This is a genomic window from Kribbella catacumbae DSM 19601 (genome assembly GCF_000372465.1).
Lineage (GTDB): Bacteria > Actinomycetota > Actinomycetes > Propionibacteriales > Kribbellaceae > Kribbella > Kribbella catacumbae.
In genome coordinates this window covers 161,430-173,458 of record NZ_AQUZ01000006.1, presented here as the reverse complement: position 1 = coordinate 173,458, position 12,029 = coordinate 161,430, and the positions used below count along the sequence as shown (strand labels likewise).

14 protein-coding genes are annotated in these 12,029 nt (G+C 67.3%); 12 read left to right on the top strand and 2 right to left on the bottom strand.

What is annotated here, in order from left to right; genetic code table 11:
- Positions 1–523: 523 nt before the first annotated feature.
- Both A3ES_RS52430 and A3ES_RS0108980 read right to left on the bottom strand, forming a co-directional pair.
- A complete protein-coding gene (locus tag A3ES_RS52430; RefSeq protein ID WP_020386465.1) occupies positions 524–697 on the bottom strand; it encodes a hypothetical protein in 174 nt (57 codons plus the stop codon).
- A 7-nt stretch (positions 698–704) separates the two neighbouring features.
- Positions 705–1,721 carry an adenosine deaminase gene (locus tag A3ES_RS0108980; protein WP_020386464.1) on the bottom strand — a complete coding sequence of 339 codons (1,017 nt, stop codon included), beginning with the start codon at positions 1,719–1,721 and terminating at the stop codon, positions 705–707.
- Between the two features lie 110 nt (positions 1,722–1,831).
- On the opposite strand from A3ES_RS0108980, the gene A3ES_RS0108975 reads away from it, so the two are divergent.
- The 12 genes from A3ES_RS0108975 to A3ES_RS0108920 all read left to right on the top strand — a co-directional run bounded on the left by A3ES_RS0108975 (position 1,832) and on the right by A3ES_RS0108920 (position 12,028).
- Entirely contained in the window at positions 1,832–2,770 is a 939-nt protein-coding gene (locus A3ES_RS0108975; RefSeq protein WP_020386463.1) for an L-threonylcarbamoyladenylate synthase, read from the top strand.
- Positions 2,770–3,888, top strand: coding sequence for a glycosyltransferase family 4 protein (locus tag A3ES_RS0108970; protein ID WP_020386462.1), 1,119 nt, complete (start codon positions 2,770–2,772; stop codon positions 3,886–3,888). Before A3ES_RS0108975 ends, A3ES_RS0108970 begins: the two co-directional genes overlap by 1 nt.
- A 218-nt stretch (positions 3,889–4,106) precedes the next feature.
- Positions 4,107–4,571, top strand: a complete 465-nt coding sequence (locus tag A3ES_RS0108965; RefSeq protein ID WP_020386461.1) for a Cg1360 family ATP-synthase-associated protein — start codon at positions 4,107–4,109, stop codon at positions 4,569–4,571.
- 126 nt (positions 4,572–4,697) lie between these two features.
- A complete protein-coding gene (locus tag A3ES_RS0108960) occupies positions 4,698–4,937 on the top strand; it encodes an AtpZ/AtpI family protein (RefSeq protein ID WP_020386460.1) in 240 nt (79 codons plus the stop codon).
- A gap of 97 nt (positions 4,938–5,034) precedes the next feature.
- On the top strand, positions 5,035–5,817 hold the full coding sequence (atpB, locus tag A3ES_RS0108955) for a F0F1 ATP synthase subunit A (RefSeq protein ID WP_020386459.1): 783 nt from the start codon (positions 5,035–5,037) through the stop codon (positions 5,815–5,817).
- Between the two features lie 71 nt (positions 5,818–5,888).
- The gene (gene atpE / locus A3ES_RS0108950; protein ID WP_020386458.1) at positions 5,889–6,116 is read left to right on the top strand and encodes an ATP synthase F0 subunit C; all 228 of its coding nucleotides are present in this window, start codon (positions 5,889–5,891) and stop codon (positions 6,114–6,116) included.
- Between the two features lie 28 nt (positions 6,117–6,144).
- Entirely contained in the window at positions 6,145–6,720 is a 576-nt protein-coding gene (locus tag A3ES_RS0108945; protein WP_020386457.1) for a F0F1 ATP synthase subunit B, read from the top strand.
- Complete coding sequence (locus A3ES_RS0108940; protein ID WP_020386456.1) at positions 6,720–7,517, top strand: F0F1 ATP synthase subunit delta; 798 nt, start codon at positions 6,720–6,722, stop codon at positions 7,515–7,517. Before A3ES_RS0108945 ends, A3ES_RS0108940 begins: the two co-directional genes overlap by 1 nt.
- Positions 7,518–7,608: 91 nt before the next feature.
- Entirely contained in the window at positions 7,609–9,246 is a 1,638-nt protein-coding gene (gene atpA, locus A3ES_RS0108935; protein ID WP_020386455.1) for a F0F1 ATP synthase subunit alpha, read from the top strand.
- Between the two features lie 6 nt (positions 9,247–9,252).
- A complete protein-coding gene (locus A3ES_RS0108930) occupies positions 9,253–10,164 on the top strand; it encodes a F0F1 ATP synthase subunit gamma (RefSeq protein WP_020386454.1) in 912 nt (303 codons plus the stop codon).
- Between the two features lie 5 nt (positions 10,165–10,169).
- On the top strand, positions 10,170–11,624 hold the full coding sequence (gene atpD, locus A3ES_RS0108925; protein ID WP_020386453.1) for a F0F1 ATP synthase subunit beta: 1,455 nt from the start codon (positions 10,170–10,172) through the stop codon (positions 11,622–11,624).
- Complete coding sequence (locus tag A3ES_RS0108920) at positions 11,624–12,028, top strand: F0F1 ATP synthase subunit epsilon (protein ID WP_020386452.1); 405 nt, start codon at positions 11,624–11,626, stop codon at positions 12,026–12,028. The genes atpD and A3ES_RS0108920 overlap by 1 nt, the downstream gene beginning before the upstream one ends.
- Position 12,029: the final 1 nt, after the last annotated feature.

The following is a 12,029-nucleotide window of genomic DNA, read 5'->3' as shown; positions in this document are numbered from 1 at the left end:
TCCTCCGTCGCTCGTCCGCTGCCATTGAAGGCGAAATGACGCACGGGTGACGCCAGCCGACTGGCTGGCTGGCGCACCGCCCCCGCTCCCGCCCCGGCTTCGGCCCGCCCTCTCGGTGTGCTTCACCCCTCCTCCGGGGGTTAGCCCCCTGCTCTGCCAGGGGGCGAACCCCATCACGACGAGCGACCCCCTCCGCCGCTGGCGAACCCCGCGGCCGCTGGCGAACCCCTCGGCCAGGGGGCGAACCCCTCGGCCAGGGGGCGAACCTCTCCGCCCGTGGGCGAGCGAGCCCTCCGCTTCCGTGGGGGAACTACTCGTCGATGACGTCGACGTGGGCCGCATGCTGACGCACCAGGCGACCCGTTCTCCTGGCTGGCCGCATGCTGACGCACCAGGCGACCCGTTCTCCTGGCTGGCCGCATGCCGACGCACCAGAGACCCGCCGGGCTGGCTGGCTAGCCGCCGCAAGCTGACACATAGGCAGCCCCACCAACACTTCGCCAGCCTCACCGGCAAGTAGTGCTCAAGCAGTCTGGATCACGCTGACCAGGTCCATCACCGCGCCCCGGACGCCGGGGATCCGGGTCAGCCGGAGCAAGCGGTCGACCAGCGGTACCGTGCTTGTGATCAGCAGGTGCGTGCGGCGCAGCCCCTCGCTGTCGTCATGCACCCAGAACAGCACGATCCCCATCTGCATCAGTTGGTTATGCGTTGGCGACGTACTCGTCGATCTCGGTGAGCAGGGCGGCCTTGGTGCTGTCGTCGGCGTAGGAGACCTTGATGGCGGTGCGGGCCAGGTCGGCCGCGCCTTCGTTGTCGAGGTCCAGCAGGTCCGCCGCGACGGCGTACTCGTTGACGATGTCGGTGCCGAACATGGGCGGATCGTCGGTGTTGATGGTGACGACCAGGCCGGCGTCGACCATGCCGCGCAGCGGGTGCTCGTCGTACGACGCGACCACCTGGGTGGCGAGGTTCGAGGTCGGGCTGACCTCGAGCGGGATCCGGTGCTCGCCCAGGTAGTCGACCAGGGCCGGGTCCTGCAGGGCGGAGGTGCCGTGACCGATCCGCTCGGCCTTGAGTACGCGCAGCGCGTCCCAGATCGTCTCCGGGCCGGTGGTCTCACCCGCGTGCGGCAGGCTGTGCAGACCGGCCGCGCGGGCGGCATCGAAGTACGGGGCGAACTGCGGCCGCGGTACGCCGATCTCCGGGCCGCCGAGGCCGAATCCGATCAGGCCTTCCGGACGGATCTCGGTGGCGATCCGCAGCGTCTCCGCGGCCGAGACCAGGCCTGCCTCGCCGGGGATGTCGAAGATCCAGCGCAGGGTGACGCCGAGTTCCTTCTCGGCCGCCGTCCGGGCATCCTCGATCGCCTCGCAGAACGCCTCGGCGGCCATCCCGCGACGGACCGACGAGTACGGCGTGACGGTGAGCTCGGAGTACCGGATGTTGTGGCCGGCCATCTCGCGGGCGATCTCGTAGGTGAGCAGCCGGACGTCTTCGGGCGTGGTGATCAGGTCCACCACGGACAGGTAGATCTCGATGAACTTCGCGAAGTCGGTGAAGACGAAGTACTCCGCCAGCGCGGCGGCGTCGGCCGGCACCGGGGAGTTCGGGTGCCGGGCGGCGAGCTCGGCGACGATCCGCGGCGAGGCGGATCCGACGTGGTGGACATGCAGCTCGGCCTTCGGCAGGCCCGCGAGGAAATCGCGCGTCACGGTCATGGCCGGGATCCTATGCACGGCCGGAGGTGACTTGCCGGGAAGCTGACAATCATTTGTCAGGAGCGCGCCTGGCGAACCCGGCTGGAGAGTGGAGCCGGGGGAGTGGCACGATGCACTCCGTGAGCGAGCGCTTTGACTTCACCGGTGATGAGCTGGCACCGGCCTACCGCGCGGCCGTGGACGCCATCGAGGCCGGCGACCTGGTCGTACTGCCGACGGATACCGTGTACGGGATCGCCGCGGACGCCTTCAAGGCCGACGCCGTGCAGCGACTCCTGGACGCCAAGGGGCGCGGCCGCGACATGCCGCCACCGGTACTGATCTCGGTGGTCGAGTCGCTGGACGCGCTGGCGACCGACATACCGGACGCCGGCCGCAAGCTGTGCGAGGCCTTCTGGCCGGGGCCGCTGACGGTGATCTGCCACGCGCAGGGCTCGCTGATGTGGGACCTCGGCGACACCCAGGGCACGGTTGCCCTCCGCGTGCCGGACCACGAGAACACGCGCGAACTCCTGTCCCGCACAGGACCCCTCGCGGTCAGCTCAGCCAACCTGAGCGGGCAGCCGGCGGCCCTGGACGTGTACGACGCCGAAGCCCAGCTGCTCGACACAGTCGCCGTCTACCTCGACGGCGGCATCACCACCGCCGGCGAGCCTTCCACCATCGTCGACCTCACCGGCGAAGTCCCCCACGTAGTCCGCCTCGGCGCCCTCTCCCTGCAACGACTGCAGGAAGTAGTCCCCGAAACCACCACAGACCTAACCTCACCCCCCGACGAAACCGCCGAGGTGAAGCCTGCGGACGAGCCGACAGCGGACGACGGCCCGGACGGTGAGCCGACCGCCGATGCCAAGCCATCCAATGTCTCGCCTGTCGATGGTGGTCCGCCCGAGGAGGCGGCCGAGCCGAAGCCAGCGGACGAGCCGGCTGCCGAGCCGGAGCCAACCGAATCGCAGCCCTCTGCGTCTCACCAGCAGGAAGCCGGCGACAAAGCAGGGGAGCAGGATGTCGTGCGGGACAAGGCAGCTGATGTGAGGCCTGCGGACTAGTGCGCGAGTATCTGCTGGTCCTGTTCGTGGCGATGGCCACGACCTTCATGCTGACCGGCGTGGCCCGGCAGATCGCATTACGGTACGGCGCTGTCGCGAAGGTGCGAACCCGGGACGTGCACAAGGTCCCGATCCCGTACTTCGGCGGCATCTCGATCCTCGGCGGGCTGATCGCCGGATTCGCGGTCGCCTCCAGCCTGCCGTTCCTCGGCGACAGCCTGCAGGTCGCGCACGACGCCCGGGCGATCCTGATCGGCGGCGTGGTGATCTGCGCGGTCGGCGTGGTCGACGACCTGTACGAACTGGACGCGATCACCAAGCTGGCCGGCCAGGTCCTCGCCGTCGGCGTGATGGTTGTCCAGGGCATCCAGCTCTACTGGCTCCCACTCCCCGGCGGCATCTTCTCGCCACCGATGGCCCAGCTCGCCGTCCTGACCGCCGGCATCCTGCTCGTCTCCACCAACGCCGTGAACTTCGTCGACGGCCTGGACGGCCTGGCCGCCGGCGTCACCGCGATCGGGGCCGGCGCCTTCTTCACCTACTCGTACCTGCTGAACGTCGAGCAGAACCTCGACCGCGCCACCACGTCGACCTTGATCACGGTCGCACTGGCCGGCGCCTGCCTGGGCTTCCTGCCCCACAACTTCTTCCCAGCAAGGGTCTTCATGGGCGACTCCGGCGCCCTGCTGATCGGCTTGATGCTGGCCGCATCGACGATCAGCCTCACCGGCCAGATGGACCCGAACGCAGTCCCGTACGAGGTCGGCGGCTCCAGCCTCCTGCCAGCCCTGCTCCCGCTGATCCTGCCGATAGCAGTGCTCGCGATTCCGGCGCTCGACCTGACGATGGCCTACGTACGCCGTACCAAGGCCGGCCGCTCACCCTTCGCCGCCGACAAACTCCACCTCCACCACCGCCTGATGCAACGCGGCCACTCACACCGCCGCGCTGTCTTGCTGATGTACCTGTGGACGTTCCTGATCGCGTTCGGCGTAGTGGTCCTCGGCCTGCAACTCAAGTGGTGGACAGCCCTCCTCGTCCTCGCCGTAGCCGTCACCGCCATCCTCCTCACCACCGGCCTGCCCCGACGCTCCAGGGGCACACTCTCGAAGGTCTGAGATGGACCTGACCGGGACCAGACCAGTGAGCGTCGTGGCCTACGGATAAGGTGTTCGTGTACAGCGGCAGGGACGCTCGTTTTGCTGACGATTTTGCTAACGCGGAAGACTTTGTGCTAGTTTTCACAAGCACCAGCAATCAACAGCTTCACCCCTGACCCCGCCCACCCGACGACCGAGGGCAAGAATCCCGGTCGCCAGCAGGACGGAACCACCAGATGGCTCCCGAAGTAGTAAGCCAAGACACGGCCGGCCAGGCCACTCGGCACCCGGCTCTGGCGATGTTGCGTGGTGCAGTCGTCGCCGGCGTCGTCGTCGGCCTGAACGCGGCCGCGGTCGCAGGCGTCGCCGCAGGCCTCAAGGGTCTGCTGGGCGCGCTGCTGGGTCTGCTGATCGTGGTCGTCTTCTCGGGTGCCGGACTCTTCGCGCTGCACCTGTCCCGGCATGCCAGTCCGACCGCCCAGCTGGGGATGGCGATGGCCTCCTATACCGGCCGGATCGCGATCTTCGGTGGCCTGCTCGCCCTCGCGCTGAGCTCCGAGAGCCTGGCCGAGAACGTCAACCTGACCGCGCTCGGAATCAGCGCGATGGTCGTCGTGATGGGCTGGATGGCCGGCGAGATCTGGGCCTGGTCCCGGCTGCGGGTGCCGATCTACGATCTCGACCACGAAGTGAACGCATGAGCACTCTGCGTAACGCCGTGGATAGCCGTTTCCCAGCCTCGTTCGAGGGTGTGGCGAAGGGCACTGACAGCCCCGCTCAGGCCGATGTGACCGGGCGTCTTGCCGACTGGTACCTTTCGGGTGCCAATGAGCCAGCAAGAGGAACCGAAGCCGACGCCGAACCCTTCCGCCGGAGGCGGTACGAACGACACTTCCGGCGATGGCTGGCGGGTCCTGTCTTATCTGATCGGCGGAATCCTCGTCTACGGGGGTATCGGGTTCGGATTGGACCGCTGGCTGGGCACCCAGTTTCTGCTTCCGGTGGGCATCGTCCTCGGTGCCGGCCTGAGCATCTTGATGTTGCACTTCCGGTACGGGCGCTCCTGAGCCCTGCCGGGTCTGACGTAGTTGACCGCCTTGCCCTGAGCCGCCCTGCCCTTAGCCAGATGGCGAACGACTTGAGCACGACGCGAGAGGAGACCCGGTGATCGCCGGCGTTTCGACCGAGTTCATCCCACCCGGTCCACAAAGTTTCGAGACCCCACCGATCTTCAGCGGTGTGGAGTGGTTCACCAAGCCGGTCCTGGTGGCCATGCTGTCGGTGATCGTCATCGTCTGGTTCTTCTACGGAGCGTCGCGCAAGGCCGCGATCGTGCCGAGCAAGCTGCAGTTCGCCGGCGAGCTCGGGTACAACTTCGTCCGCAACTCGATCGCCCGCGACGCGATCGGCAGCCGCGAGTACATGAAGTACGTGCCGTACCTGTGCGGCCTGTTCTTCTTCATCCTGTTCAACAACGTCGCCGCGACGATCCCGCTGATCCAGTTCCCGACCTTCAGTCACATCGGCTGGGCCTATGTCGCGGCGATCATGAGCTGGGTCATCTACAACGCGGTCGGGATCAAGAAGCACGGCGCCTGGGGCTACTTCAAGCACCAGACGATGCCGGCCGGTGTCCCGCTGTGGCTGATGCCGCTGATGATCCCGATCGAGTTCATCTCGAACATCCTGGTCCGCCCGGTCTCGCTGAGCCTGCGGCTGTTCGCCAACATGTTCGCGGGTCACATCCTGCTGTTGGTGTTCGTGCTCGGCGGCGAGTACATGATCCTGCACTCCGGCAGCATCGCGATCGGCGGCGTCGGCATCATCACCTTGCTGATGGCGCTCGCGATCGCGGGTCTGGAGCTGTTCGTGCAGTGCATCCAGGCCTACATCTTCGTCGTCCTGACGGCGCAGTACATCGGCAGCGCGATCGCTGACGATCACTGATCCGCACCACCCAACAGACCCGTACCAACGGAATCCCGGATGTTCCATCCGTACCGAAAGGAAACACAGCAATGAACGCTCTTCAGATGACCGGTGACATCGCCGTCCTCGGCTACGGCCTGGCTGCGATCGGCCCGGGCGTCGGCGTCGGACTGATCTTCGCCGCCGTGATCAACGGCACCGCGCGTCAGCCCGAGGCCCAGAGCAAGCTGCAGTCCATCGCCTGGATCGGTTTCGGTGTCACCGAGGTGCTGGCGATCATCGGTATCGCCCTCGCCTTCGTGTTCCAGGGCAACTGACCTTCTCCCTGACTGACAGGACCCAGACATGCTGACGAAACTTCTGCCGTTGACAGAGGCTGCCGCTGAGGAGACCCCCAGCCCGCTGATGCCGCACACGGCTGAGATCATCTTCGGCTTCGTCTTCCTGATCCTGCTGGCCTTCGCCTTCTCCAAGTTCGTCTCGCCCAAGTTCGAAAAGGCTTACGCCGATCGGACCGCGGCGATCGAAGGCGGGATGAACGAGGCCAAGCGGGCCCAGGCCGAGGCGAAGGCGGCGCTCGACAAGTACAACGCGCAGCTGGCCGAAGCCCGGCAGGAAGCTGCGAAGATCCGCGAGGACGCGCGTGAGCAGGGTGCGCTGATCATCGCGGAGATGCGTGAGCAGGCCAACACCGAGGCCGAGCGCATCGTGACCCATGCCCGGACCCAGATCGACGCGGAGCGGGCTCAGGCCGTCGCTTCGCTGCGCAGCGAGGTCGGCACCATGGCGACCACGCTGGCCGGTCGCATCGTCGGCGAATCGCTCGAGGACGAGGCGCGTCAGCGTCGCACCGTCGAGCGCTTCCTGGCGGACCTGGAATCCTCGGAGTCGGCTCGCCAGGCAGTTGGAACGGACGGCTGATGCGCGGCGCATCGAGGGAGTCACTCGCCCGGGCCCAGGAGGTCCTGGCGGGGGTCACCGTCATCGAAGGCCTGGGCGCCGAGCTGTTCTCGGTGGCCAAGCTGCTCGACAACAACGGCGCGCTCCGGCGCACCCTGACCGACCCGGCCCGCCCGCAGGCGACCCGGACCGGTCTGGTCGAGCAGTTGTTCAGCGGCAAGATCTCCGCCCAGGCGGTGGAGCTCCTGTCCGCCGCCGTGGCCGGTCGCTGGGTCAGCAGCCGTGACCTCGGCAACGCACTCGACCAGCTCAGCGTCGAGGCCGACATCGCGTACGCCGACGGCCAGCGCAAGCTGGACGAGCTGGAGGACGAGCTGTTCCGGCTCGACCGGGTGGTCGCGGCCGAGCGGGAGCTGAGCGACAAGCTGAGCGACCGCAACATCCCGCTCGCACCTCGCCAGGAGCTGATCCACGGGCTGCTGCAGGGCAAGGCCGATCCCGTCACCGTGCGGCTGGCCGAGCGCGCGGTGGACGGCCGGGGCCGCAACTTCGCGGGCTCGATGCGGTCCTACCAGGTCGCTGCCGCGGCCCGGCGCAATGCCAGCATCGCGACCGTGCGAGTGGCTGTCGACCTGTCCGAGGACGAGCGTTCCAGGCTCGCCGAGGCGCTCGGCCGGCAGTACGGTCGGCAGATCCAGCTGAACGTGATCGTCGACCCCAAGGTCGTCGGCGGCGTCCGGGTGGACATCGGTGACGAAGTGATCGACGGAACCATCGCGGCCCGGCTCGACGAGGCGCAACGGCGCATCGCGGGCTGACCCTAACGACATAGTGCGGCGCTAGTGGTCAGCAAACCTCTAGAGCCAATTTCACAGGCCAGCTAGGTCAAGGAAGCAGGGACGGAAGATAATGGCGGAGCTCACGATCAGGCCGGAGGAGATCCGGGACGCCCTGGATCGCTTCGTCTCCAGCTACGAACCGGACAAGTCGACCCGCGAAGAGGTCGGCACCGTGGTCGACGCTGGTGACGGAATCGCGCACGTCGAGGGCCTGCCCTCGGCGATGACCAACGAGCTGCTCGAGTTCGAGGACGGCACCCAGGGCATCGCCTTGAACCTCGACGTCCGTGACATCGGCGTCGTCGTCCTCGGTGAGTTCAGCGGCATCGAGGAAGGCCAGCAGGTCCGCCGGACCGGCACGGTCTTGTCCGTGCCCGTCGGTGAGGGCTACCTGGGTCGCGTCGTCGACGCGATGGGTAAGCCGATCGACGGCCTGGGCGAGCTCAAGGACCTCGAGGGCTCCCGCGCCCTGGAGCTGCAGGCCGCCGGCGTGATGGACCGCCAGGAGGTCCGCGAACCGCTGCAGACCGGTATCAAGGCGATCGACGGCATGATCCCGGTCGGCCGCGGCCAGCGTCAGCTGATCATCGGTGACCGCAAGACCGGCAAGACGGCGATCGCGGTCGACACGATCATCAACCAGAAGGCCAATTGGGACTCCGGCGACCCGGACAAGCAGGTTCGCTGCATCTACGTGGCGATCGGCCAGAAGGGCTCGACGATCGCCTCGGTGCGCGGCGCGCTCGAAGAGGCCGGCGCGATGGAGTACACCACCATCGTCGCCTCCCCGGCGTCCGACGCGGCCGGCTTCAAGTACGTCGCGCCGTACACCGGCTCGGCCATCGGCCAGCACTGGATGTACCAGGGCAAGCACGTCCTGATCGTCTTCGACGACCTGACCAAGCAGGCCGAGGCCTACCGGTCGATGTCGCTGCTGCTGCGCCGCCCGCCGGGCCGCGAGGCCTACCCGGGTGACGTCTTCTACCTGCACAGCCGTCTGCTCGAGCGCTGCGCGAAGCTGAGCGACGAGCTCGGCGGCGGGTCGATGACGGGTCTGCCGGTGATCGAGACCAAGGCGAACGACGTCTCGGCCTTCATCCCGACCAACGTCATCTCCATCACCGACGGCCAGATCTTCCTCCAGTCGGACCTGTTCAACGCCAACATCCGCCCCGCCATCGACGTCGGTATCTCGGTGTCCCGGGTCGGCGGCGCCGCCCAGGTCAAGGGCATGAAGAAGGTCTCCGGCTCGCTGAAGCTGGATCTGGCCCAGTTCCGTGCGATGGAGGCGTTCGCGATGTTCGCCTCCGACCTCGACGCCACCTCGCGCCGCCAGCTGGACCGCGGTCAGCGACTGGTCGAGCTGCTGCGTCAGCCGCAGTACTCGCCGTACCCGGTCGAGGAGCAGACGGTCTCCATCTGGGCCGGTACGACGGGCAAGTTCGACGATGTCCCGGTCAGCGACGTACTCCGGTTCGAGCGCGAGTTCCTCGACTACCTGCGCCGCGAGAGCAACGTGCTCGACGCGGTCCGCGAGTCGGGCAAGTTCGAGGACGAGTCGGCTGCCGCCGTGACGGACGCGCTGGACGCGTTCAAGCCGACCTTCCAGACCTCCGACGGCCAGCTGCTGGTCGGCAAGGAGGAGTCCGAGGCACTGGACTCCGAGAACGTCGAGCAGGAGCAGATCATCCGGCAGAAGCGGGGCTGATCGTCCATGCCCGCAACCCAACGTGAGCTGAAGGATCGGCGGAGCTCCGTCTCCACGATCAAGAAGCTCACCCGCGCGATGGAACTCATCGCGGCGTCCCGGATCGTCAAGGCGCAACAGCGCGCCAAGGCGGCTGGTCCGTACGCGCGTGAGCTCACCCGAGCCGTGTCGGCGGTGGCGACGTTCTCGAACGTCGACCACCCGCTGACCACCGAGAAGCCGAACCCGAAGCGTGCCGCGGTGCTGTTGATCACCTCGGACCGTGGCCAGGCCGGCGCCTACTCCTCCTCCGTCATCCGCGAGGGTGAGCGGCTGAACCAGCTGCTGCGCGAGGACGAGAAGGAGATCATGCCGTACCTCAGCGGCCGCAAGGGGATCGCCTACTACACCTTCCGGCAGCGCGACATCGCGCAGTCGTGGAGCGGCGACTCCGACGCGCCGTCGTACGCCCGTGCACGGGAGGTCGCCGACGCGTTGATCGAGGCCTTCCTGACCCCGACCGAGGAAGGCGGCGTGGACGAGATCCACATCGTCTTCACCCGGTTCGTGTCGATGCTGACGCAGCGCCCGGACGTCATCCGGCTGCTGCCGTTGGAGGTCGTCGAGGGCGAGGAGGCCCCGGCCGCGGACGACGTACTGCCGCTGTACGAGTTCGAGCCGTCCGCCGAGGACGTGCTTGACGGGTTGCTGCCGAAGTACGTCGCGAGCCGTATCCACTACTGCATGCTGCAAGCGGCGGCTTCCGAGCTGGCCAGCCGGCAGCGCGCGATGAAGTCCGCGACGGACAACGCGCAGGATCTGATCGAACGACTGACCCGCGAGTACAACCAGGTGCGGCAGTCGGCCATTACCCAGGAAATCAGCGAGATCGTCGGTGGCGCCAACGCGCTGGCCGATGCCAACGCCGGGAGCGAGTGAGAGAGATGACTGCCACGGTTACCGAGAAAGACAACAGCGGCGCGGCAGGTGCCGTTGGCCGCGTCGCCCGGGTGATCGGCCCGGTCGTCGACATCGAGTTCCCCGCGGACGCGATGCCGGAGATGTACAACGCGCTCGAGGTGGAGATCACCTTGGCCGATGTCACCAACACGATCACCCTCGAGGTCGCGCTGCACGTGGGCGACAACATCGTCCGGGCGATCTCGATGAAGCCCACCGACGGCCTGGTTCGCGGTACCGAGGTGCGCGACACCGGTGCGGCGATCTCCGTGCCGGTCGGCGACGTCACCAAGGGCCGGGTCTGGTCCGTGACGGGCAAGTGCCTGAACCAGGACGAGTCCGAGTTCGAGATCACCGAGCGCTGGCCGATCCACCGCAAGGCGCCGGCCTTCGACCAGCTCGAGTCCAAGACCGAGATGCTGGAGACCGGCATCAAGTCCCTGGACCTGCTCACCCCGTACGTCCAGGGCGGCAAGATCGGCCTGTTCGGCGGTGCGGGCGTCGGCAAGACCGTGATGATCCAGGAGATGATCTACCGGATCGCGCACAACTTCGGTGGCACCTCGGTGTTCGCCGGGGTCGGTGAGCGCACCCGTGAGGGTAACGACCTGATCCACGAGATGGAGGACGCCGGCGTCTTCAAGGACACCGCCCTGGTCTTCGGTCAGATGGACGAGCCGCCGGGCACGCGTCTTCGCGTCGCGCTGTCCGCGCTGACGATGGCGGAGTACTTCCGCGACGTGAAGGAGCAGGACGTTCTGCTCTTCATCGACAACATCTTCCGGTTCACCCAGGCCGGTTCCGAGGTCTCCACGCTGCTCGGCCGGATGCCGTCCGCGGTGGGTTACCAGCCGAACCTGGCCGACGAGATGGGCGTACTGCAGGAGCGGATCACCTCGACCCGGGGTCACTCGATCACCTCGATGCAGGCGATCTACGTGCCGGCCGACGACTACACCGACCCGGCGCCGGCCACCACCTTCGCGCACCTGGACGCGACCACCGAGCTGTCGCGTGACATCGCCTCGCGTGGTCTGTACCCGGCCATCGACCCGCTGACGTCCACGTCGCGGATCCTCGACCCGCAGTACATCGGCCAGGAGCACTACGACGTGGCCATCCGGGTGAAGCAGATCCTGCAGAAGAACAAGGAACTGCAGGACATCATCGCCATCCTGGGTGTCGACGAGCTGTCCGAAGAGGACAAGATCACCGTCGCCCGGGCGCGCCGGATCGAGCAGTTCCTATCGCAGAACACCTACATGGCGGAGAAGTTCACCAACACGCCGGGTTCGACGGTGCCGCTGAAGGACACCATCGAGTCGTTCAAGAAGATCACCGAAGGCGAGTGCGACCACATCGCCGAGCAGGCGTTCTTCAACGTCGGTTCGCTCGATGACGTCGAGCGGCGTTGGGCTGAGCTCCAGAAGGAACTCTGATGGCAGAAGACACCGGCAAGCACCTCGACGTCGCGCTGGTCGCGGCCGAGCGGGTCGTCTGGGAGGGGCAGGCGAAGATCGTCATCGCCCGGACCACCGACGGTGACGTCGGCATCCTGCCGGGGCACGCACCGCTGCTGGGTCTGCTGCAGGGTGGCACCGTCCAGGTGCGGACCGTCGACGACGAGTACTTCGTCGCGGCCGCGCCGGACGGCTTCATCTCGGTGGCGAACGACCGGGTGTCGATCCTGGCCGAGAACGCCGAGATGGGTCACGACATCGACCTGGAGGAGGCGAAGCGGGCGCTCGAACAGGCCCAGGCCGCCGGCACCAACAGCGAGGACGAGCAGGAGCATGTCCGGCTCGCCGAAGCCCGGGTGAGGGCCGCCGAGAAGGCGTCCTGAA

Bases quoted from the DNA above. Each gene is read 5' to 3' on its own strand.
- A3ES_RS52430 (WP_020386465.1), bottom strand. From the start codon at position 697: ATGCAGATGGGGATCGTGCTGTTCTGGGTGCATGACGACAGCGAGGGG.
- A3ES_RS0108980 (WP_020386464.1), bottom strand. From the start codon at position 1,721: ATGACCGTGACGCGCGATTTCCTCGCGGGCCTGCCGAAGGCCGAGCTG.
- A3ES_RS0108975 (WP_020386463.1), top strand. From the start codon at position 1,832: ATGCACTCCGTGAGCGAGCGCTTTGACTTCACCGGTGATGAGCTGGCA.
- A3ES_RS0108965 (WP_020386461.1), top strand. From the start codon at position 4,107: ATGGCTCCCGAAGTAGTAAGCCAAGACACGGCCGGCCAGGCCACTCGG.
- A3ES_RS0108960 (WP_020386460.1), top strand. From the start codon at position 4,698: ATGAGCCAGCAAGAGGAACCGAAGCCGACGCCGAACCCTTCCGCCGGA.
- atpE (WP_020386458.1), top strand. From the start codon at position 5,889: ATGAACGCTCTTCAGATGACCGGTGACATCGCCGTCCTCGGCTACGGC.
- A3ES_RS0108945 (WP_020386457.1), top strand. From the start codon at position 6,145: ATGCTGACGAAACTTCTGCCGTTGACAGAGGCTGCCGCTGAGGAGACC.
- A3ES_RS0108940 (WP_020386456.1), top strand. From the start codon at position 6,720: ATGCGCGGCGCATCGAGGGAGTCACTCGCCCGGGCCCAGGAGGTCCTG.
- atpA (WP_020386455.1), top strand. From the start codon at position 7,609: ATGGCGGAGCTCACGATCAGGCCGGAGGAGATCCGGGACGCCCTGGAT.
- A3ES_RS0108930 (WP_020386454.1), top strand. From the start codon at position 9,253: ATGCCCGCAACCCAACGTGAGCTGAAGGATCGGCGGAGCTCCGTCTCC.
- atpD (WP_020386453.1), top strand. From the start codon at position 10,170: ATGACTGCCACGGTTACCGAGAAAGACAACAGCGGCGCGGCAGGTGCC.
- A3ES_RS0108920 (WP_020386452.1), top strand. From the start codon at position 11,624: ATGGCAGAAGACACCGGCAAGCACCTCGACGTCGCGCTGGTCGCGGCC.